The sequence below is a fragment of the Prevotella sp. TF12-30 genome (genome assembly GCF_003436715.1).
Lineage (GTDB): Bacteria > Bacteroidota > Bacteroidia > Bacteroidales > Bacteroidaceae > Prevotella > Prevotella copri_A.
In genome coordinates this window covers 1-23,012 of sequence record NZ_QSQJ01000024.1, presented here as the reverse complement: position 1 = coordinate 23,012, position 23,012 = coordinate 1, and the positions used below count along the sequence as shown (strand labels likewise).

At 47.1% G+C, this 23,012-nt stretch carries 18 protein-coding genes; 10 read left to right on the top strand and 8 right to left on the bottom strand.

Annotated elements, in window-relative coordinates:
* The first annotated feature begins 219 nt into the window (after positions 1-219).
* From DXD25_RS10045 to DXD25_RS10025, 5 genes are all read left to right on the top strand, one after another.
* Entirely contained in the window at positions 220-2,508 is a 2,289-nt protein-coding gene (locus DXD25_RS10045; protein WP_089543390.1) for an NADP-dependent malic enzyme, read from the top strand.
* A 581-nt stretch (positions 2,509-3,089) separates the two neighbouring features.
* The gene (gene rplU / locus DXD25_RS10040) at positions 3,090-3,407 is read left to right on the top strand and encodes a 50S ribosomal protein L21 (RefSeq protein WP_089543391.1); all 318 of its coding nucleotides are present in this window, start codon (positions 3,090-3,092) and stop codon (positions 3,405-3,407) included.
* 19 nt (positions 3,408-3,426) lie between these two features.
* Positions 3,427-3,717, top strand: a complete 291-nt coding sequence (gene rpmA, locus DXD25_RS10035) for a 50S ribosomal protein L27 (RefSeq protein WP_006848684.1) — start codon at positions 3,427-3,429, stop codon at positions 3,715-3,717.
* A gap of 213 nt (positions 3,718-3,930) precedes the next feature.
* Entirely contained in the window at positions 3,931-5,223 is a 1,293-nt protein-coding gene (serS, locus tag DXD25_RS10030; protein ID WP_117663378.1) for a serine--tRNA ligase, read from the top strand.
* A 192-nt stretch (positions 5,224-5,415) separates the two neighbouring features.
* Positions 5,416-7,761, top strand: a complete 2,346-nt coding sequence (locus DXD25_RS10025; RefSeq protein ID WP_117663377.1) for a bifunctional dihydroorotate dehydrogenase B NAD binding subunit/NADPH-dependent glutamate synthase — start codon at positions 5,416-5,418, stop codon at positions 7,759-7,761.
* Positions 7,762-7,810: 49 nt separating this feature from the next.
* Here DXD25_RS10025 and DXD25_RS10020 read toward each other — a convergent pair whose 3' ends face one another.
* From DXD25_RS10020 to mazG, 5 genes are all read right to left on the bottom strand, one after another.
* Positions 7,811-9,277, bottom strand: coding sequence for an outer membrane beta-barrel protein (locus DXD25_RS10020; protein ID WP_117663376.1), 1,467 nt, complete (start codon positions 9,275-9,277; stop codon positions 7,811-7,813).
* Positions 9,270-9,824 (bottom strand): RNA polymerase sigma factor, encoded by a 555-nt coding sequence (locus tag DXD25_RS10015; protein WP_089543394.1) that lies wholly within the window; start codon positions 9,822-9,824, stop codon positions 9,270-9,272. Before DXD25_RS10015 ends, DXD25_RS10020 begins: the two co-directional genes overlap by 8 nt.
* 84 nt (positions 9,825-9,908) lie before the next feature.
* The gene (locus DXD25_RS10010) at positions 9,909-10,823 is read right to left on the bottom strand and encodes a ribonuclease Z (RefSeq protein ID WP_117663375.1); all 915 of its coding nucleotides are present in this window, start codon (positions 10,821-10,823) and stop codon (positions 9,909-9,911) included.
* A gap of 26 nt (positions 10,824-10,849) precedes the next feature.
* Positions 10,850-11,410: a hypothetical protein gene (locus DXD25_RS10005; RefSeq protein WP_089543396.1), complete on the bottom strand. Its 561-nt coding sequence runs from the start codon at positions 11,408-11,410 to the stop codon at positions 10,850-10,852.
* Positions 11,411-11,484: 74 nt separating this feature from the next.
* Positions 11,485-12,423, bottom strand: coding sequence for a nucleoside triphosphate pyrophosphohydrolase (gene mazG / locus DXD25_RS10000; protein WP_117663374.1), 939 nt, complete (start codon positions 12,421-12,423; stop codon positions 11,485-11,487).
* A 376-nt stretch (positions 12,424-12,799) separates the two neighbouring features.
* Here mazG and DXD25_RS09995 point away from each other — a divergent pair, with 376 nt between their 5' ends.
* The 3 genes from DXD25_RS09995 to DXD25_RS09985 all read left to right on the top strand — a co-directional run bounded on the left by DXD25_RS09995 (position 12,800) and on the right by DXD25_RS09985 (position 18,134).
* A complete protein-coding gene (locus DXD25_RS09995; protein WP_117663373.1) occupies positions 12,800-15,481 on the top strand; it encodes a valine--tRNA ligase in 2,682 nt (893 codons plus the stop codon).
* A 120-nt stretch (positions 15,482-15,601) separates the two neighbouring features.
* Entirely contained in the window at positions 15,602-16,861 is a 1,260-nt protein-coding gene (locus DXD25_RS09990) for a clostripain-related cysteine peptidase (RefSeq protein WP_117663372.1), read from the top strand.
* Between the two features lie 286 nt (positions 16,862-17,147).
* Positions 17,148-18,134, top strand: coding sequence for a GYF domain-containing protein (locus tag DXD25_RS09985; protein ID WP_117663371.1), 987 nt, complete (start codon positions 17,148-17,150; stop codon positions 18,132-18,134).
* Between the two features lie 271 nt (positions 18,135-18,405).
* Here the strand turns inward: DXD25_RS09985 and DXD25_RS09980 are convergent, their stop codons facing one another.
* From DXD25_RS09980 to DXD25_RS09970, 3 genes are all read right to left on the bottom strand, one after another.
* The gene (locus DXD25_RS09980; RefSeq protein WP_117663370.1) at positions 18,406-18,822 is read right to left on the bottom strand and encodes a DUF5675 family protein; all 417 of its coding nucleotides are present in this window, start codon (positions 18,820-18,822) and stop codon (positions 18,406-18,408) included.
* 267 nt (positions 18,823-19,089) lie between these two features.
* Positions 19,090-19,344 carry a DUF4248 domain-containing protein gene (locus DXD25_RS09975; RefSeq protein ID WP_117663369.1) on the bottom strand — a complete coding sequence of 85 codons (255 nt, stop codon included), beginning with the start codon at positions 19,342-19,344 and terminating at the stop codon, positions 19,090-19,092.
* Positions 19,345-19,427: 83 nt separating this feature from the next.
* Positions 19,428-19,868, bottom strand: coding sequence for an N-acetylmuramoyl-L-alanine amidase (locus DXD25_RS09970; protein ID WP_117663368.1), 441 nt, complete (start codon positions 19,866-19,868; stop codon positions 19,428-19,430).
* Between the two features lie 804 nt (positions 19,869-20,672).
* Here DXD25_RS09970 and DXD25_RS09965 point away from each other — a divergent pair.
* Together DXD25_RS09965 and DXD25_RS09960 are read left to right on the top strand one after the other, a co-directional pair.
* Positions 20,673-21,755, top strand: a complete 1,083-nt coding sequence (locus DXD25_RS09965; protein WP_117663367.1) for a hypothetical protein — start codon at positions 20,673-20,675, stop codon at positions 21,753-21,755.
* A 161-nt stretch (positions 21,756-21,916) separates the two neighbouring features.
* Entirely contained in the window at positions 21,917-22,798 is an 882-nt protein-coding gene (locus DXD25_RS09960) for an Rpn family recombination-promoting nuclease/putative transposase (RefSeq protein WP_233522264.1), read from the top strand.
* Positions 22,799-23,012: the final 214 nt, after the last annotated feature.

Sequence of the window (23,012 nt, the reverse complement as noted above, 5' to 3'; positions counted from 1 at the left end):
GCCATATCTCTTATTTTAATAGTTTGTTGCATATCCGATTCTGCCAACTCCATATAGCAAAACCGCATCCTTTAAATAATTTTTGTGCAAAGATACAAAAAAAAATAAAAATCCATCTTTTTTTAATAAGTTTTTTATTACCTTTGCACAATCTTTAAGATAAAACGCATTTTTTGCGAAAAACAGAAAGAAATAGAATCATTAAACCAATACATTGTTATGGTAAAAATCACAAAAGAGGCGGCTCTCGAATATCACGAAGCAGGCCGTCCTGGTAAGATTGAGGTTAAACCAACAAAACCTTATCACACACAAACGGACTTGAGTTTGGCGTATTCACCAGGCGTAGCTTTCCCATGCTTGGAGATTCAGCAAAACCCAGACGAAGTTTACAAATACACAGACAAGGGTAACCTGGTAGCTGTGATCAGTAACGGTACTGCTGTGCTCGGACTCGGCGACATCGGCGCGATGAGCGGCAAGCCAGTAATGGAAGGTAAAGGATTGCTGTTCAAGATTTATGGTGGAGTGGATGTCTTCGATATCGAAATCGACGAGAAAGATCCAGAGAAATTCTGCGAGACCGTTGAGAAGATCGCACCTACCTTCGGTGGTATCAACCTGGAGGATATCAAGGCGCCTCAGTGCTTCTACATCGAAGAGCGCCTGAAGAAGACCCTCGATATTCCTGTAATGCATGACGACCAGCATGGTACTGCCATCATCTCAGCTGCAGGTTTGAAGAACGCCCTCGAAGTAGCCGGCAAGAACATTGCCGACGTGAAGATTGTGGTTAATGGTGCCGGAGCTGCAGCCATCAGCTGTACCAAGCTCTACGTTGCCCTCGGTGCACAGGTGAAGAATATCGTCATGCTCGACTCTAAGGGTGTAATTACAAGCGACCGTGAGAACCTGACAGAGCAGAAGAAGTTGTTCGCTACCGACCGCCGTGATGTTCACACACTCGAAGAGGCTGTGAAGGGTGCCGATGTATTCGTAGGACTCAGCAAGGGTAACGTACTCTCTAAGGATATGATCCGCTCTATGGCTGACAGCCCTATCGTATTCGCCCTCGCCAACCCTGTTCCAGAGATCAGTTACGAGGATGCTATGGACAGCCGTCCAGACGTATTGATGTCAACAGGCCGTTCCGACTATCCAAACCAGATTAACAATGTTATCGGTTTCCCATATATCTTCCGTGGTGCACTCGACGTTCACGCCCGTGCCATCAACGAGGAGATGAAGATGGCTGCCGTTCACGCCATCGCCGACCTGGCTAAGCAGCCTGTGCCAGACGTGGTGAACGACGTATATCACGTAAACGACCTCACATTCGGTCCTAAGTACTTCATTCCAAAGCCAGTTGACCCACGCTTGATCACAGAGGTATCTGCAGCAGTAGCCAAGGCAGCTATGGAAAGCGGCGTAGCTCGCACTCCTATCAAAGACTGGGAGAAGTACAAGCAGGAATTGCGCCAGTTGCTCGGCCAGGAGACCAAGCTCACCCGCAAGCTCCACGATACAGCCCGCCTCCACCCACAGCGCGTAGTATTCGCAGAGGGCGGTAACCCAACCATGCTGAAGGCTGCTGTCCAGGCAAAGAACGAGGGTATCTGCGAGCCAATTCTGTTGGGCAACCCAGACCGTTTGAACCGTGTGGCAAGCCGATTGAAGCTCGATCTCTCAAACATTGAGATTGTAGATATGCGTGCCGACAACGAGCAGGGTCGCCGTGCCAAGTTTGCCAAGCACCTGGCAGAGAAGCGTGCCCGCGAGGGTTACAGCTTCGAAGAGGCTTACGATAAGATGTATGAGCGCAACTACTTCGGTATGTCTATGGTTGAGCAGGGTGATGCTGATGCATTCATCACTGGTCTCTACACCAAGTATAGCAATACCATCAAGGTAGCCAAGGACGTTATCGGCATCCGTGATGAGTACAAGACATTCGGAACCATGCACATCCTTAACACCCAGAAGGGCGTATATTACATTGCTGATACACTGATCAACCGTCACCCAGACGAGGATGTCCTCACCGACATCGCCAAGTTGTCTGCCGGCACAGTGAAGTTCTTCAACGAGGAGCCAGTAATGGCTATGTTGAGCTACTCTAACTTCGGTACCGATGCCATCGGTTCTCCTGTAAAGGTAAAGAAGGCAGTGGCAGAGATGCAGAAGGAATTCCCAGACCTCGCTATCGATGGCGAGATGCAGGTAAACTATGCACTCAACAAGGATCTCCGCGATGAGAAGTATCCATTCTCACGTCTCAAGGGCAAGGATGTGAATACTTTGGTATTCCCTAACCTGAGCAGTGCAAATGGTGCATACAAGCTTCTCCAGGGCTTGAACCCAGAGGCTGAGATCATCGGCCCTATCCAGATGGGATTGAACAAGCCTATCCACTTCACTGACTCAGAGAGCAGTGTACAGGATATCGTAAACATCACAGCCGTAGCTGTAATCGATGCTTACGTGGAGAAGATCAAGAATCAGAAATAATTTTTGTTTGAGAGGCAAATCTGCCTCTTGCCATACTTGAGGCAGGAACTTGTGAAAGCTCCTGCCTTTTTTGTTGCTGTAGTCTTTCTTTTGTATCTGTAGCCACCTTTTCTTGTATCTGCAGCCATCCTTTCTACTCATTTTTATGTGAACGATAGTTAAATATCGCCTCTGTGCTCCCACACACTTGATATAGAGCAAAAAAACATCGCAAAAAATTTGGTGATATAGGAAATAAGCCTTACCTTTGCAGCAGTTATCCTGAAAACAATCTTTTTACCTTAAGGAAAACTAATACCTATTGAAGATTTGGAGCGGTAGCCTGTGAAGGTCATCGCTTTTTTTTGTTAATAACCTTGCACCATTTTTGTTAATACCCACATTTTTTGTTAATTCTTCCTAAAAGAAGAAAGATTTTCATCCCCCTATTCTCTTATTTCAAAGAAAGTTAGTAATTTTGCACCCCGAATGCTCATGGATTGGGCAAATATTACAGAAAAAGTTAAGTTCGTTGGGGCTCGGTAAAGATCCGGCACGAAGCTGGACGCCTCGCGGAAAAACCCGTTTATATAAATAATTAAATGTACGCAATCGTAGAAATTAACGGTCAGCAGTTCAAGGCTGAGGAGGGCAAGAAGCTCTTCGTACATCACATCAAGGATGTTGAGGCAGGTCAGACTGTTGAGTTCGACAAGGTTTTGCTCGTTGACAAGGACGGCGCAATCACTGTCGGTGCACCAGCTGTAGAGGGTGCAAAAGTAGTAGTAGAAGTAGTGAACCCACTCGTAAAGGGTGACAAGGTTATCGTCTTCAAGATGAAGCGCCGCAAGGACTATCGCAAGAAGAACGGTCACCGTGCACAGTTCACTGAGGTATCAATCAAATCTGTAATCGCTTAAAATTAGGAGGAATTAGAAAATGGCACATAAGAAAGGTGTTGGTAGTTCTAAGAACGGCCGTGAATCAGCTTCACAAAGATTAGGCGTTAAGATCTGGGGTGGTCAGAGCATCATCGCAGGTAACATCATCGTTCGCCAGCGTGGTAACAAGCACTTCCCAGGTGAGAACGTAGCTCAGGGTAAGGATGATACATTGTATGCTTTGGCAGACGGTATCGTTTACTTCCACAAGGGCCGCAAGGACAAGAGTACAGTTTCTGTGCTCTCTCCAGAGGTTTACGCTGAGAAGACTAAGAAAGCTGACGCTTAAATTTTAAAGTTTTAGAAAAAACTATTCCAAACAAACAACATAGAAGCCTGCTCATACCTAGAGCAGGCTTTCTTCGTTTAACCCCCATAAAAACCACGAAAAAACTTTAATTCTACCCTTCTCTGCAAAAAAGTTGGCATTTTTTTGCGCTATCACAAATATTTTTTGTAATTTTGCCTTCAAATAGGAAAATTAATATAAAAAAGAAATATTATGCTTACACTTAAACTCATCAGTGAAGAAACTGAACGTGTAGTTAAAGGTCTCGAAAAGAAGCATTTTCCAAATGCTCGTGAGGCAGTAGAGAAAGTTTTGGAGTACGACAAGATTCGTCGCGAAGCTCAGCAGAAGTTGGATAACAACAAGCAGCAGGCTAATCAGTTTGCCAAGCAGATTGGTGCCCTGATGAAGGAAGGCAAGAAAGAGGAAGCTGAGAGCGCTAAGGCTCAGGTAGCTATGCTCAAGGCTGATGCCAAGGCTCTGGAAGAGATCATGGAGAAGGCTCAGAACGATATGACCAACCAGTTGCTCGAAATCCCTAACATTCCTTGCGAGCAGGTTCCTGAAGGTAAGGATGCTGCAGACAATGTAGTTGTAAAGGAAGGCGGCGAAAAGCCTAACCTCGGCGCAGACGCTCTCTGCCACTGGGATCTCCTGAAGAAGTACAACCTCGTTGACTTCGACCTCGGTGTGAAGATTACAGGCGCTGGTTTCCCTGTATATATCGGCAAGATGGCTCGCTTCCAGCGTGCTCTTGAGGCATTCTTCCTCGACGAGGCCCGCAAGAGCGGATACCTGGAGATTCAGCCTCCTTACGTAGTTAACGAGGATTCTGGTCGTGGCACAGGTCAGTTGCCAGACAAGGAGGGTCAGATGTATCACGCTAATCTCGACAACCTCTTCCTCATCCCTACTGCCGAGGTTCCTGTAACCAACATCTTCCGTGATGTTATCCTCGACGAGAAGGATCTCCCTATCAAGCGCTGCGCTTACTCTGCCTGCTTCCGTCGTGAGGCTGGTAGCTATGGCAAGGACGTTCGTGGCTTGAACCGTCTGCACCAGTTCGACAAGGTAGAGATTGTACGCATCGACAAGCCAGGTCACTCATACGAGAGCCTGAACGAGATGCTCGACCACGTAGAGGGTCTCTTGAAGAAGCTGGAGTTGCCATACCACATCCTCCGTCTCTGCGGTGGTGATATGAGCTTCACCTCTTCTATCTGCTACGACTTCGAGACATGGAGTGCAGCACAGGGCCGCTGGTTGGAGGTTTCATCAGTATCTAACTTCGAGAGCTACCAGGCTAACCGTCTCCACTGCCGCTACCGCCATGCAGAGGACAAGAAGATTGAGCTTTGCCACACCTTGAACGGTTCTGCTCTCGCCTTGCCACGTATCGTAGCAACCATCCTGGAGAACAACCAGACTCCAGAGGGTATCCGCGTACCTAAGGTATTGGTTCCTTACTGCGGATTCGAGATGCTCGATGACAAGAACTTCGATTAATTCGATTCATTCGATAAAACATCGATTCATTCGATAAAATTAAAATAAAACATATTGTACGAGGATAACTTCGGCTACCCAAAAGGCGGCCGCAGTTATCCTTTTGCATTTTATATACCATGAACAAACATCAAGACAACTAATTAAGAAATAGAATCACAGATAGTATTCAACATAAAAAGTTAATAGCCCATGAACAAGATTATCAAGAAAATACAATACTCTGAAAAGGTATTCCGTTTCGATGTGGAAGCTCCACTCATCGCCAAGAGCCGCAAGGCTGGCAACTTCGTCATCATCCGTGTAGATAACAACAGCGAGCGCATGCCGCTGACCATCGCCGATGCCGACATCGAGAAAGGCACCATCACGCTGGTTGTACAGAAGGTAGGACTCTCCTCTACCAAGCTCTGCGCCCTGAATGAGGGCGATGAGATTCACGACGTGGTGGGACCACTCGGAAACCCTACCCACATCGAAAACTTCGGTACCGTGATCTGTGCCGGTGGTGGCGTAGGTGTAGCTCCCATGCTCCCTATCATCAAGGCACTCAAGGCAGCAGGCAACCGAGTGCTCAGCGTGATTGCTGGTAGAAGCAAGGACCTCGTCATCATGGAAGATGAAGTGCGTGCATCCAGCGACGAACTCATCATCATGACCGATGACGGAAGCTACGGCGAAAAAGGCGTAGTAACCGTGGGCATCGAAAAGCTCATCAACCAGGAACATATAGACAAGGTGTTCGCCATCGGTCCTCCTATCATGATGAAGTTCTGCTGCCTCTTAACCCAGAAATATAATCTCTCTACTGATGTATCGCTCAATACCATCATGGTAGATGGTACCGGTATGTGCGGAGCCTGCCGTCTCACCATCGGCGGCAAGACCAAGTTTGTCTGCATCGATGGTCCGGAGTTTGATGGCGCCCAGGTAGATTGGGATGAGATGTTCAAGCGTATGGGCACCTTCAAGGATGTAGAGCGCGAGGAAATGGAGCACTTCGAGGAGCATCTGGCTACAGTGGATGCAGGGAAGAAGAAGGAGACTACAGACATTACGATGGATGTGGAGCCTACCGATGCACCAATAGAAGAGCTGACAGACCGTAACGCGGAGTGGCGCAAGGAGTTACGTGCTTCGATGAAAGCAAAGGAGCGCACCGCTATCGAGCGCGTCAAGATGCCAGAGCTGGACCCAGTTTATCGTGCAACTACCCGCACCGAGGAAGTAAACATCGGTTTGACCAAGGAGATGGCTATGACAGAGGCAAAGCGCTGTCTCGACTGTCCGAAACCAACCTGTATGGAGGGCTGCCCAGTGAGCATCAACATTCCATCCTTCATCAAGAACATCGAGCGTGGACAGTTCCTTGCCGCAGCCAAGGTTCTGAAAAACACCTCTGCACTCCCAGCCGTTTGCGGTCGTGTTTGTCCTCAGGAGAAACAGTGCGAGAGCAAGTGCGTACATCTCAAGATGAACGAGCCAGCCGTAGCCATCGGCTACCTGGAGCGCTTTGCAGCCGACTACGAGCGTCAGAGTGGCAACATCTCTGTGCCTGAGTGCGATGAGGCAAACGGCATCAAGGTGGCGGTAGTTGGTTCAGGTCCTTCCGGCTTGAGCTTTGCTGGCGATATGGCGAAGAAGGGATTCGACGTCACCGTGTTCGAGGCTCTGCACGAGATAGGCGGTGTATTGAAATATGGTATTCCAGAGTTCCGATTGCCAAATGCCATCGTGGATGTGGAGATAGAGAATCTCCAGAAGATGGGTGTGAAGTTCATTACCGACTGCATCGTGGGCAAGACTATCTCCGTGAAGGATTTGGAGCAGCAGGGCTTCAAGGGCATCTTCGTAGGTTCGGGAGCAGGACTTCCTAACTTCATGAATATCCCTGGCGAGAACGCCTTGAACATCATGTCATCCAACGAGTATCTTACCCGTGTGAACCTGATGGATGCAGCCAACCCTCATACCGACACCCCTATCAACCTGGGGAAGAAGGTGGTTGTTGTAGGTGGCGGAAACACTGCAATGGACAGCTGCCGCACCGCTAAGCGTCTGGGAGCCGAGGTAACATTGGTTTATCGACGTTCGGAAGCAGAGATGCCAGCCCGACTTGAAGAGGTAAAGCACGCCAAGGAAGAAGGCATCAACTTCATGACCTTACATAATCCAAAGGAATATGAGGCGGATGAGAAGGGCGCAGTAAAGGCTGTGGTCTTGGATGTGATGCAGCTCGGAGAGCCAGATGCCAGCGGCCGTCGCCGTCCGGAAGCTACAGGCGAGACCATCACTTTGGAGTGCGATCAGGTAATCGTAGCCGTTGGCGTAAGCCCTAACCCACTCGTTCCTCAGAGCATTGAGGGATTGGAACTTGGCAGAAAGAATACGATTGCCGTAAATGACCAGATGCAGAGTTCTATTGAGGAAATCTACGCTGGCGGCGACATCGTAAGAGGTGGCGCTACCGTGATTCTTGCCATGGGAGATGGTAGAAAGGCTGCGCTCAATATGAGTGAGAAGCTTTTGCAGAAATAGAATAAAAAAAAACAGAACTTTCGCATGTGCGAAAGTTCTGTTTTTTATACTATAGATTGAATCTCAAACCGAACTGGAGATTGAAATTCAACTTTTTATCCTTGAAGGTATTTTCCACATGGCTTCCGTTATCGAAATAATATTTAGCACCCGGTTCGATATACAGACCCACCTTTGGCGTGATGTCATACTGCGCACCGAGCGAAGCCTTTCCAGAGAACTGCACCCTGTCTCGCTTGGCATTCTCTTTCTTTACTCCCTCTTCTTCGGTATCATTCTTCACATTGTAATCAGCCTCAGCACCAGCCATCACGTAAGCATGGAAGCCTCCACTCTGCCAGAATTCATAATTCAATCCCACCGGAATACCCACATAATGAAGCACCTGATGAACATTGTAGTTACTACTTGGTGCGTATGGATAAAAATCAGAAGAAGTGCGTGTATATACCAAACCCGTACTCAAAGACAGACGAGGTGCAATACCAAAGGCTACCTGCAAACCTACGGATACCGGAGCATGATGCTTGGCATTCCCCTGCTGGTTTCTTTGAATCGCCTTATAGGATGCCAAGAGATACTCTTCTCCATATATGCCTCCAGCCGTTGGATCAGGGATGACACCCGGCATCGGTTCTGCCATCGTTCCATAGCTAAAATCATTATAGCCTCCAGACGCATCGGAATTCACACCGCCCAAACTTGGCGTCAGGTTTTCGGCATAGAGTTGCATCGACCAGCCAGAAACCTCCTCATTTTTTTCAAAATGATAAGACTGAGAAGCATACGCTGCCGCATGATGATCGGTAGAGCGGGTTAAGGCCTTATGATCGGATTTCTCTGCAAGCAAAGAGATTTCATTCTCAGATTCTTTTTTAAGGACATCACTCGCCTTCTTTTGAGATGCAGCGGATTGCAAATCCGCTGAAACAGCGTGGGATGGAGCGGGTTGAGATGCAGCGGATTGCAAATCCGCTGAAACAACGAGGGATGGAGCTGGTTGAGATGCAGTGGATTGCAAATCCGCTGAAACAACGTGGGATGGAGCGGGTTGAGATGCAGCGGATTGCAAATCCACTGAAACAACGTGAGATGGAGCTGGCTGGGATGCAGCGGATTGCAAATCCGCTGAAACTGCAGGAGATGAAAGAGATGCCAATTGCAGATTACCCTTTTCTACATCCTCCTGGTGCAGATAAACATAGCTTCCACCTATTCCCAATAATGCCACGGCTGCTGCAGCCGCAGACCATCGCTTGAAATAGACAATCCTGGCATTCTTTTGAACCTTTGAACTGTCGTGTAAAACCCTGGCATTCTTTTTAGCCTCTGAACCAACGTGTAAATCTGTAGATTCTGAGCTTTCTGAAGCTATCGTCTGTGGATTCGACGAAACGGATTCTATATTTTTCTGAGCAAGCGATTGTTCAATGCCTGCCCACAAGTCGTGGCTGACAGACTCCTGATAGCCTGCCAACTGGTCTTGAAGTTTGCTTGTCCAATCTTGATTACTCATATTCTTTCTCGTTTATATTATTTAGATATTCATTTATTTTCTTTGCCAGAAACTTCTTGGCTCTTAGATATTGCGAAGCAGAGGTACTCTCCTTGATGCCCAGCAGATCAGCAATCTCCTTATGGCTTCTTTGCTCAAACACAAACATGTTCAGAACCAGTCGATAGCCCTCGGGCAATTCACCGATCATCTTCGTCAATACGGCAGGCGGCACCCGTTCTACCTCCGGTTCGTCGTCACTCACATCTTCCGGAACTTCATCCACGAAAGTGATGCGACTCTGCCTTCGGGTAAAGCTGATAGCCTCATTTGCCACAATCCGGAGAAACCACGCCTTCAGCGAACCTTCTCCCCTGTACTCGAAGTTGGCAATACCAGAGAAAAGTTTCACAAAACTATCCTGCACCACATCCTCCGCATCATCACGTAAAGGGACATACCTCAGCGCTACCGCCATGGCATATCCTACGTAGCGGTCGTAGAGCCGGTGCATCGCCGCCCGACTGCCGCCTTTGATGTCGTGCAAAAGTAGTTTTTCAGATTCCAATTTTCTCTATCTTTTATATATTAAACGAATATCAACACAAAACCTTGCACCAAAAAACAAACTTTTTTTGATGCAAGGTTGTTTTTATACCGAGATAACCATTCCTTCATTGGTGAGATAGCTTTCCTCGAAAACCTCTTTGGCTTCTTTCAGCAGAACCGTCTCATCATTATATCTCGCACTATAATGTCCCAGGAGCAACTTGCCTACCCCGGCAGCCTTTGCCACCATCGCAGCCTGCTTCGCCGTACTATGGTTGTAGATCTTAGCCCGGTCTTCCTGTTCCGAAGTATAAGTACTTTCATGATAAAGCACCGTAACCCCCTTCACCTTCTCCCAGAGATTCGGAATATATCGGGTATCACTCATATAGGCATAACTGCGGGGCGTGTCGGCAGGTGTCACCAGACGGGCATTCGGAATCACCTCGCCATCCTCGTTGGTCCAGTCAGCCCCATTCTTGATGTTGTTGATCTGACTGATTGGGATGCCGTAGTAATCTATCATATCCCTCTTGATATGAGGCAGCGTAGGCTTCTCTCTGAAGATATAGCCGCAGCATGGCAGACGATGCTTCAGAGGCACCGTCTCCACCGACAGAGAATGATCTTCGTAGATAATCTGCTGTTTCTCCGTATCCACCGGAATCATCTCCATCTCATACTCCATCGTCTGCATAAAGAAGTCAACCTGTTGTTTAAACAGAGGAGCATAATCCTTTGGAGCATAGACTCTTAACCTAGATGTACGTCCGAGCATTCCGAGCGTAGAAAGCAAGCCCATCAAACCAAAGCAATGATCACCATGCATGTGGGTGATGAAGATGGCATTGAGCTTGGAGAAATGGATATGAGAGCGACGGAACTGCATCTGTGCACCCTCGCCACAATCTATCATATAGCACTTTCCCCGCATCTCTATGAGCTGCGAGGAAGCATTGTGTTTCAGGGTTGGCAGCGCACTGCCACACCCCAGTATATGTATCTTAAATGGTTCCAACTTTATCTAAAATTTAGAATGACTATTTACTCCTGGCGCTTGAAGACATAGATGCCCTGGGTATTCTCGAGCATCAAGCTGTCAGAGCCCAGTTTGTCGATGGCAAAGGTATCCTTGTTGAGCAGGAGCTTTCCGTTCAGGATTTTCCATGAAGTCCAAGGATTGGTCTCAGCCTTCACATTGTTTTTTACCTCTCCACCTTCCAGCAAATCGAAGTTCTTGTCGAGTGAAGTCCATTTGCCCAAGAGTGAAGTAAGATTGATGATTTTCTGTGCCATCATCTCTCCATCCTGTGCCTTGTAACCGATAAGAGCGATGCGGTCGCCTGCCAGCAAACCACCCAGCACGATGTCTGGCTGCTCATCATCGATGAAGACAGAGAGCGTATCTCCCTCATCAGAAATCAGCTCCAGATTGTGCATAGATGTACCCTCACCACAAACACCGTAGATGGTTGAATCATCGGCAACCTCCTCCAGATCGAGGGAATCTGTAGGAGTGATTACCTGTGCGGTTTTCTTATCCTTGCAGCTATTGGCAGCAAAGAGTACCACCAAAGCCATCATCATATAAACTAATCTTTTCATAATCCTTATAGTTTTTTGTTGTTATAAAAACGTCCTATTTATCTTGTTTATCATGAAGCTCCTCCTATTGAAGCTTACGATTCTTTCTGAAGTCTTTCCTGTTTCTTGGCTTCATCCCACAGTTTATCCATCTCTTCCAAACTCATGTCTTTCAGATTCTTACCCTGCTTGAGCGAATGATCTTCTACATAGTTGAAACGGCGGATAAACTTCTGGTTTGTCTTCTCCAGCGCATTGTCCGGATTGAGCTTGTAGAGACGGGCTGCATTGATCACGGAGAAGAGAAAATCGCCGAGTTCCTGGGTAGAGTTTTCCTTGTCGTCCTTGGCAAGTTCTGCCTTGAGTTCTTCCAGTTCTTCGTGTACCTTATCCCATACATCCTCCTTCTCCTTCCAGTCGAAGCCCACGTTTCGTGCCTTGTCCTGAATGCGATAGGCCTTGATAAGGGATGGCAGGGAATTAGGCACACCGCTCAGAACGCGCTCGTTGCCATCTTTCTCCTGCTGCTTGATCTGCTCCCAGGTTTTCTCTACCGAAGCAGCATTCTTGGGTTTGCTGGCACCAAGAGCCAGGGTTTCTTCCGAATTGGCAGCTTCTGCCTTCCCGGTTTCTGCTTTTTCAGACTCCTTATATACCACCTGTCCCGCATCATTGATATACATATCAGGATTCGAAACAGTCCAGTTGCCCTCTTCCTTCCAGTTGATGAAAGGATGTCGGAACATCAGCTTGTCAGCTTCCTGATTGCAGACATCGCAGATATCGAACTCGCCGTCTTCTCTGCCGATGATGCTATAGAACATCACGTGCTCCAGCACATCGCCCAGCTCCTTCTTGATATCCTTGTAATCGCGCTTCATCAAGGCATCACAAAGTTCGAAAGTCTCCTCGATGGTATTCGGACGAAGACTCTCGAATGTCTGTTTCTTATCCCATGGACACTGCAGGCGCAAACGATCCTGTACATCCAGCAAGCGGCTGAACGCCACTAACTTTTCTTCTTTCGTATGCATTGTTTAAATTCCTTTATAAATTTCTCTTCCACTTCTCTCCCGCTTTCGTATTAAGAAAGATGGCGAAAGAAAGAGCCAACACAAATATAAAAACATTAAAGAACAAATATACTTCCATAATCTTTAAAGATTCTTCTTCCACTTCTTCCCCGCTTTCGTATTAAGGAAAATGGCGAAAGAAACAGCAGCCACACACACCATTACATTGAAGAGGAACCAAGCCCCCATAATATCCCAATTCATATTTACTAACCATCGTTTTGTGCAAAAATTAATAATTTTGATGCAAAGATAGCATTTTTCGCTCAAAAATTCGTATCTTTGCACCGTTTTTTAAGGAAAAAGAAAGAAAAAGAATAAAAAATAGATAGAAACAATGGAATTAGCAAGTAAATACGATCCACAAGCAGTGGAAAGTAAATGGTATCAGTACTGGCTCGACAACAAGCTTTTCAGCTCTAAGCCAGATGGTCGTGAACCTTATACGGTGGTAATCCCTCCACCAAACGTTACAGGTGTGCTCCACATGGGACACATGCTCAACAATACAATCCAGGACATTCTCGTTCGCCGTGCACGCATGGAGGGCAAGAACGCTTGCTGGGTACCAGGTACCGACCACGCCAGTATCGCTACCGAGGCTAAGGTGGTTAACCGCCTCGCTCAGCAGGGTATCAAGAAGACCGACCTTACTCGCGAAGAGTTCCTCAAGCATGCTTGGGACTGGACTCACGAGCACGGTGGCATCATCCTCAAGCAGCTCCGCAAGCTCGGTGCCAGCTGCGACTGGGACCGCACAGCATTCACCATGGACGAGACCCGCTCCCGTGCCGTCATCCACGTATTCTGCGACCTCTACAAGAAGGGTCTCATCTATCGTGGCGTGCGCATGGTTAACTGGGACCCTCAGGCTCAGACTGCACTCTCTGACGAGGAGGTTATCTACAAGGATGAGCACTCTAAGCTCTACCACTTGAAGTATTATGTAGTTGAGCAGGACTGCCAGCAGGTGGATGAGGAGAACGTGATGCACAAGGATGAGAAGGGCTACTATGCAGTGGTAGCAACCACCCGTCCTGAGACCATCATGGGCGACTCTGCCATGTGTATCAACCCAGAGGATAAGAAGAATACCTGGTTGAAGGGTAAGCACGTGATCGTGCCTCTCGTAAACCGCGAGATTCCTGTCATCGAGGATTCATACGTAGATATCGAGTTCGGTACCGGATGCTTGAAGGTGACTCCAGCTCACGATATCAACGACCACGCCCTCGGTTTGAAGCACGGTTTGGAGACCATCGACATCTTCAACGACAACGGTACCATCAGCGAGGCAGCAGGTCTCTATGTAGGTATGGACCGCATGGATGTGCGCAAGCAGATTTCCATCGACCTCCAGAACGCCGGCCTGATGGAGAAGGTTGAGGACTATAATAATAAGGTGGGCTTCTCTGAGCGTACCAATGTGCCTATCGAGCCAAAGCTCTCTACACAGTGGTTCCTCAAGATGCAGCACTTTGCTGACATCGCCCTCCCTCCTGTAATGGACGACGACATCGAGTTCTACCCTAAGAAGTATAAGAACACCTATCGCCACTGGTTGGAGAACATCAAGGACTGGTGTATCAGCCGTCAGCTCTGGTGGGGTCACCGCATCCCAGCCTACTACTTCGACAACGCCGGCAAGAAGGATTTCGTGGTAGCTGAGACTGCAGAGGAGGCTCTGAAACTCGCTCAGGAGAAGAACGCCAGCATCAAGGCTGAGGATCTTGAGCAGGAGAGCGACTGCCTCGACACCTGGTTCTCTTCATGGCTGTGGCCTATCTCTCTGTTTGATGGCATCGAGCATCCAGACAACGAGGAGATCAACTACTACTACCCTACTTCCGACCTCGTAACTGGTCCGGATATCATCTTCTTCTGGGTAGCACGTATGATCATGGCTGGCTACGAGTATCGTGGCAAGATGCCATTCAAGCACGTATATTTCACAGGTATCGTCCGCGACAAGCTGGGCCGCAAGATGAGCAAGAGTCTCGGCAACTCACCAGACCCACTGGATTTGATTGACAAGTTTGGTGCCGACGGTGTTCGTATGGGTATGATGCTCAGCGCTCCAGCCGGCAACGACATCCTCTTCGACGAGAGCCTTTGCGAGCAGGGACGTAACTTCAACAATAAGATCTGGAATGCCTTCCGCCTCGTGAAGGGTTGGGAGACTGCGGATATCGAGCAGCCTAAGAGCGCAGAAATCGCAGTGAAGTGGTTTGATGCCAAGCTCAAGGAGGTGAACGAGGAGATGCAGAAGCAGTTTAAGGACTACCGTATCTCTGAGGCATTGATGACTGTATATAAGCTGTTCTGGGATGAGTTCTCATCTTGGTACCTGGAGATGGTGAAGCCAGCTTACGGCCAGCCTATCGACCAGAAGAGCTACGACGCTACCCTCCGCTTCTTCGATGCCCTCCTGAAGATGTTGCATCCATTCATGCCATTCATCACCGAGGAGTTGTGGCAGCACATCTACGACCGCAAGGATGGCGAGAGCATCATGCGTGAGAAGCTGGAGATTCCTGCACCTACAGCTGAGGAGCAGAAGTTGGCAGCCGACATTGAGGCAGTGAAGCAGATTATCGCCGGTGTTCGTACCGTTCGCAACCAGAAGAACATTGCCCAGAAGGAGCAGTTGTCTCTGCAGGTAGTAGGCAAGAACGATTTCGAGGCTTACAACGACGTAACGCTGAAGATGGCTAACCTCGACAAGATTGAGGTCATCGCCGAGAAGAGTGCCGATGCATCCAGCTTCATGGTAGGCACTGACGAGTTTGCCGTACCATTGGGCGACCTCATCGACGTGGCAGCCGAGATTGAAAAGGCAGAGGCTCAGCTCAAGCACCTGGAGGGCTTCCTGATGGGTGTACGCAAGAAGCTCAGCAATGAGAACTTCGTAGCTCACGCTCCTGAGAAGGTAGTGGCCCTGGAGCGCAAGAAGGAGAGCGACTCTGTAGAGAAGATTGCTGCCCTCAAGGCAACCATCGAGGAGCTGAAGAAGAAGTAACAGATTCTTTTTATATATGTTGAATGTTGAGTGTAGAATGATGAATGTGGAATCAGACGGATGAATCCGTCAGCCATTCTGCAACTCAACATTCAGCATTCAACATTCAACTTTTTTATTATGATCAAGAAGCTTTTCACCTTATTTATATGTATGTTTTCGTTCGCCATGACTTTCACCAGTTGTAGCGACGAGGCTTTTGATGTGGATAGCGTCAACAAGCAGACCATTTTCGTGTTCTTTCCTTGGACCGGTGACACAAGCCATCCAGGTCTTTATGATGATTTAGAGAACAACTTAGACAGTATCAGCGAAGGCATCATCGCAAAGAAAGGACTGAATGATTCACGTGTGTTGGTTTTCTTCAGTGAAAAATATAACCAGAGTACTCTCTATGACTTGCAGTATGATGCCAAAACCAAAAAGGTGAATCGTGTTCCTATCAAGAAATACGAGGGTAACAGTTATTGTTCGGCAGAAGGATTTGCAGACTTGCTCAATGACGTAAAACAAAATGCAGAAGCACTCAACTATGCGCTCATTATTGGCGCTCATGGTTGCGGATGGACCTATGCAGAAGATTGGAACAATTACCCCTACAAAGCCCGACCAAGTTTTGGAAGTTCATCACCACAAGAATACAGTTTCAGTGGAATTAACTTTGGTAGTGATCCCAACAAACCACACACCCGTTTTTTCGGAAGTGTCAATCTTAAGGACAATGCAATAGATGTAGCTACACTTGCAGAAGGAATCAAGGAGAGTGGACTCAAGATGCAATACATCCTCTTCGATGCCTGCTATATGGGTAATGTAGAGACAGCCTACGAACTGAAAGATGTTACCAATTTCTTCATAGCGTCCAGCAGCGAAATTATGCAATATGGCTTGCCATATAAGTTATTGTGGAACTATCTCAATTCGCCTACCCCAAGCTATTCGAGCATCGTATCAACGTCTATAAACTTTTATAAAACGGCAAAGGCTCCTTATCTTAACATAGCAGCCATAGACTGCAGAGAACTGGATGGATTGGCAAACATCATGAAGGAAATCAACAGCAAATATACGCTTTCAGAAAATATAGATCCGGAAACTATACAGCGTTTAGATGCATTTTCTCCGAATTTATTCTATGATATGGAGGCATACGTTGATAGTCTTTATCCTAGCGGTTATCTGCTTGACCAGTTTAAGAATCAACTCAAGCTCACTGTAAAAGCAGCCGGACACACTGACTATGCCTATTCTGCTTTATATAATAAAGTAACATTTATAGAAATAAAGAACTATTGCGGCCTTTCCATCTCCGACCCTAGCCAAAACAATGTAGCTATCAAGGGAAGAGAGAAGACTGGATGGTGGAAGGCAACCCACTAATACCTGAAGCAGCACGCCCTGAAAGGGCAAAAGCTCCTAGCCCAGGGCATCGCCCTGGGTATAATAGCAGTTTGCAAGACGCCCTGTAAGGGCAAAAGCTTTGTATATTGCCAGGTATTTGAAAGCTTTTGCCCTTACAGGGCGACAGGTTTGCGTCCATAAACACCCAGGGCGTTGCCCTGGGCTAGGAGCTTCTGCCCTTTCAGGGCGTGTGGGGCTTACTTGCAAAGAAAGATTAAGTACTCATAAAGTTGAATGTTCACATTTAAAAATTAAAAGGACAAAGATGGAATTTTTTATAATCGATCGTAATGGACAGCAGGCAGGTCCTTTCAGTTTCGATCAACTTGTACAGAAGGGTATCAGTCCCGAAACACTGGTGTGGAAACAGGGAATGGCAGACTGGACTCCTGCCTGGAAGGTAGAGGAACTGAAAGCCGTACTGGAAGCTGTAGAAGCCAACCAAAGCAACCAGAAAGCCCAGAGCAACCAGAAAGCCCAGCAGGAAGCCAACCAGGAGCAGGATTATCAGAAAGCCCAGCAGGAAGCCTATCAGCAGGGATTCCAGCAGGGAGCAGCGATGAATTCGAATTTCCAGCAGCAGCCCAAGAAGAAGACAAGCCATTTCGCCATGAAGATGGTGATAGGTCTCATCATTTTCATCCTTGCCCTATTTGCCGTAACCAATCCGAGCGCAGATGCTCATAAGGAGAAGGTTCGCACGGAGGCAAGCAAGGCAGTAGAAAAGGCGGTAGGATCTACCGACAACAATTTCTTCTCGCAGGCACTCCGCTCTGTAGCCAAGATGATGGCTGGCAGCATGATGGACGAAGCGATGAACCAGCTTTTCGAATACCACAACTATATCGTTTGCTCTACGGGTTCTGTGGAGTTCAACGGCAAGCCGCATACCGTGAGTTTCGGTATCCTCGGCAACGTCTATACGATGAATGCCGACGACATGGTGAAAGCACTGGAATCAGCCGATAATCTCCATATCGAGGAGTCAGAATCAAATGTATCCTCTGACAATCCTAATATGGATGGATCAGATTCAGAAGCCAATGTCAATGAGGACCAGGCTGAAAGCGATGAAGGCAGCCTCAGCACAAGAATGCAGAAGAAACTGGAAGAGAAAGCCAATCAGGCTTTCGATAAGGCGGCTGATAAAGTGAGCAAGAAGGTAGAAGAGAAAATCAACCAGAAGCTCGAAGAGACCACCGATTCTTCCAGCATCGAAAAGATTATCGATAAGATCCTGGAGCTATTTTGAAATGTCCCGCTAGGCGTCCCGGCGGATTTGAAATCCGCTGTAAAATAAGGTTCGACCTATAAACAACGGGGGATTTGAAATCCCCCAAATAAAAGGAAAAGCATACTCCTTTGCTGCGGATTGCAAATCCGCAGAGCATAAATAGGTTAGGACATTTTTTAACGCCGGATTGCAAATCCGGCGGGACGTCTGGAGGACTTCGCAGGCGACATGCGTCAGACTTATAGGGAGATTTTTTGGTTAAAATAGCCTATCAATAGCAGCACAGATATCAGGCTACTTCCAGAAAATCGGGAGAGCGGGATATCTTGACCACCACTGCGTGATGGCGCACAAACTGCATGCGAATGCGGGCAATGAGAAGATCATAGCACGCCTCGCTATGAATGAGGAAACCCAGATGGAGACACTCTCCTACGATGATGCAGTGGTTGCGCCAACCGTGAATGCCATTACCCCTGGAGAAGGACACACGGGAATCAACAGGGGAGTCAACCCCTGAATCAACATCTGCCAGTCTTATATAATAAGGTAATGCTAGCTTGCTGTTGCGCTGCAGGGCATACTCGCCTTCCGGCAGACAATGCACATCCTCCTCCAACGTATCACAAACATGCTGACCATCAATCAGCAATCTACCACTTACGGCATGATGATAACTGCCAAAACGATCTATAACTATTTCCATAAACTTTTGATTTTTCCAAACTATTATTTTCTAAACCTTGAACCCATCCCCATCTTCTCTCCATATCCGTGTAAACATTATTCAAGGTAGAGAGAATCAGGCAAAAACGCTCGAAAAATGGGGAAAAAAGAGATTGAGAATTTTCCCTTAAGGGTTTTTATTTTTTTCCTTAAGGGAAAATATATTTTTCCTTAAGGGAAACGACAGCTTCTCTTAAGAGATTTTTCTGCCACGCTTAACTTGTAAAGTTATTTATTACTACCAATGCTATATCCCCACTCCATCCGGCTCTCCGAGATAGTAAAAGATATAATCTACCATCTTGGGCGTGAAACTATGCAGCGAAGGTTTATAACCCAATTCCTGCAGTTTGACATAGAGCGGAGTGCAGCGCTTCACCCAATCCATAAACTCATCTCTCGCAGCATGCCCCTTGGAACGGCTGTGAGGACAGTAGAGGTGAGCAAGCTCCTGCTTGCTCATCACTCTACGTTCTACGAAATGTTGCTTGGTAACATTCATCTAGTTTTAATTTTTAGTTAGTAATCTATTCTTCTGCGAAGATACAAAAAAATCGGATAGGGTGTTTCATCTGATTACAAAATTTAATATTTACAATTCAGATGTAACAAGGGCTGCAGCGTGGTGGCATCAAAGCTGGGACACGCCTTCTGCACTCCAGGCAGGTCACGGTGCCCCAGAATGGTGCGGATGCCGGGAAACTGTATCTTCAGCTGAACAATCAGTTTCTCCATCGCCTTCTTCTGCTCCCCGGTACGGGTATCCGCCACATAGCCGTTCTCATCCAATCCACCCTCATAGCAGATACCGATGGAATGTGCATTCCAGCCACGGGCATGGGCACCCATGCGCTCCAGCGGACGGGTGGCATGTACCTTGCCGTCACGGCTGATGAAGAAATGGTAACCGATGTAACGCCAGTGGTTCACCTCCACGTGGTCGTGGTAAAGCTGATGCACGGTGTAAGGGTGGTTGCAGCGGGTTGCGCTGCAGTGTACCACAATCATTGTAATTTCTCTAGTCATAAGCTGATGTTTTTAATGTTTCAACACTGCAAAGATAAGACATTCTCCTAACTCCAACTGGCGATAGCCGTCGATTTCCGGCGAAATTCCGCCTACCCCGGAATGTTTTATATTTAGTTAACTAGTTACCTCTCGTGGGAGAAATGTCTAGATAGTTACTTCTCGTAGGCAAGCCTACCAAAGGGTTACATCTCATCAGAGAAAACCGTTACATCTCGCGGGATAACGCCTTCTGCCAGTTACCTCCCATGGTAACAGCATTTTCTATTCATCTGTCTATCTGATAGTTACACATTAAAATAGCGCCACAAGAAATATGATAATATGATATATAAGAAATAAACAAGAAAAATGGTCATGATGGGTTCTCAAACTTTTTTTCTCTTTTTTCTAAAAAAACTTGTAAAATACTTGTTAGTTTCAGAAATTTTATATATCTTTGCAGCGCTCTTTCAGTAGAAATACAGGAGGAGCGAACATACGGCACCCTGGCAACAGGATGCCCAAGCATGATCGACGAGATCAGAATTTGGTTCAAAATGTTCCGCAGGATAGGTTTTTAGAGAGAATATATCCTGCTAATGGAATTTCAATTACAAGTTCTGACTAGGATTTTTCGTGCGCATTCGTTAATGATTAATTTCATTGGGGGTGCGACATGGGAGAATTCTGGTCCAGTACGATAATTGATAAGAACCAGAACTTCTCTCTAAAAAAACCGTTTTGGTTCTTTGTTTTGAACTCGTACCCCCAGTTTCTTTTCATTGCCACCCCCATTTTATAACTTTATTAAAACAACGAGCAATGAACAAGAACCTTACATTCAACGTAGCCGAAGCCACAGAGCTTGGCACTCATTGCGCCCTGCATCACAGCTACAGCCCGCAAGAACAGAAGTACATCTTCAGACTTGACGTGTACAATCAGAAACAGAACAAAATGGCTATCAGCCAGAACGCGCACCACGGACAACTGGACCTCAATGGTTTCGAGCACCTTGAAAATATGTTACGTTTCGAGGTACCCTACAGAGCTTTGGAAGCTACCAAATCTCATTACAACAACCTGGAGACTGCCCTTATCGACATAGGCAAAAAGCCGGTCTATATCCCTTACACCGTCGCAGATTCTGGTAATCCTGGAACATACCACTTGTGCTACAAGCAGTTCGACTACCTCTACCACTTCGTTGACTACACCAAGAAAGGTCAGGAGAAGAGAGCCATCCTGGAGATGCCGATTCCCGTGGCTCAGTACTACTTCGCCCTGGACCTGGGCTACTTCAAGGTTTCGCCGCAGCTTTACGAGTCATTCCATCACCAGTCTTCCCGCTGCCTTTATCTCCTGACAGAGAGCCGACTGAAGAAGGGCTACACCAAGTTTACGCCTCCCGAGATCCTTGCGCTCCTCACCAGCCACACCCAATATCGCGGCACGGGGAATCTGGAATATACCCAGCTTTCTACTGCCGAAGAGGAGATAAAAAATGCCTACAAGCTGAACCGTCTCGACTATATCGTGATACACACGCTAGAGACTACCCGTAACCAGGTAGTAGGCAAATACGGCTGCTTGGTCATCTTCGGCCTCAAGTACCGCAGCGATGACCCAGATATGCTGAGCGATGAAGACAGAACAAAGCTGACAATGAAGAGGCTAGACTTCAGAAAGGTCCTCACCTCTTCCTACTGGAACGTGAGCCATAAGGTGGCTGAGGCGTTGAGCGATCGCCTCACCCTGTCAGACCTGGATGCCGTGAACCAGTGCTTTCTGGCAGCCTATGCGGCGAAGAGAAAGCACGAGATCAAGAATCCCGCAGGGTATATCGTGTCCAGCCTGGATAAGGTTCTGAGGAAGAATCAGCCAGGCAGCTCTTCAAAGCCATAACCACTAACGGCATATAAACAGCAATCCCCCCATCCTACTTTCTCAAGCCGGATGGGGTTTGCTTATGTAATAGAGAGATTTATGAATGTCTATCAGCCAGTTTTCTCACTTTTTATTTGGTCGTTTCAGGAAAAAAGCGTAATTTTGCAGTGAAACAAATTATGGAATTAAATGAATGGCGTATGAAACAGGTAGAAGAAAGATACATCAGCTTGCTGACCGACTTCGGCTTCAAGCGAATATTCGGAACGGCAATGAACAAGGATTTGCTCATTTGCTTCCTCAACAGCTTGTTTAATGGCAGACAGGTTGTGAAGGATGTGTCGTATCTGAACCCGGAGCACGTGGGAGATGTATATACCGACCGCAAGGCCATCTTCGACGTGTATTGTGAAGGAGAAAACGGCGAGAAGTTCATCGTGGAAATGCAGAATGCCTACCAGACTTATTTCAAGGACCGCTCCCTCTTCTACTCCACTTTTCCAATCCGTGAACAGGCTCCCAAGGGAAGTGACTGGGATTTCAAACTCAATCATGTCTATACTGTTGCGCTGCTCAACTTCAACATGAATGAGGATGCCTTCGACAAGGAGAAGATCCGCCATCATGTACAGTTGTGCGATACCGCTACCCACAAGATTTTCTACGACAAGCTGGAGTTTATCTATGTAGAAATAGCTAAATTCAATAAGACTCTGGAAGAACTGGAAACGCTCTACGAGAAGTGGCTTTATGCGCTGAAGAATCTCTATAAGCTTACCCAGCGCCCGAAGGAGCTGTACGACAAGGTGTTCGACCGTCTCTTTGAGGAAGCCGAGATTGCCAAGTTTACGCCTCAGGAAATGAGGGAGTATGAAGCAAGTAAGATGGCATATCGGGATATCAAGAACTCCATTGATACGGCGAAGCAAAAAGGTATTGAGGAAGGTATGAACCAGAAAGCCCTGGATATTGCCAGAAATATGCTTGCTGATGGCGTTGACATCAATCTGATTATGAAGTATTCCGGACTAACCCAGGAACAGATAGAAAAACTGAAATAAGATATTATTTTAGAAGTAACAGATAAACAGAAATCCCCCATCCTGCTTTCTCAAGCCGGATGGGGGTTTTGCTTAAAATATAGGATTGAATGAGTGTTAATGCCGGATAGAATTATCGGTCAATTTCAGCACGGATGAATTTACCGGTACTGCTGTAATACAGGTCGTAGCCAGGGATGTCGATTTCGTAACCACCTATCTCCTTCTCTATCTT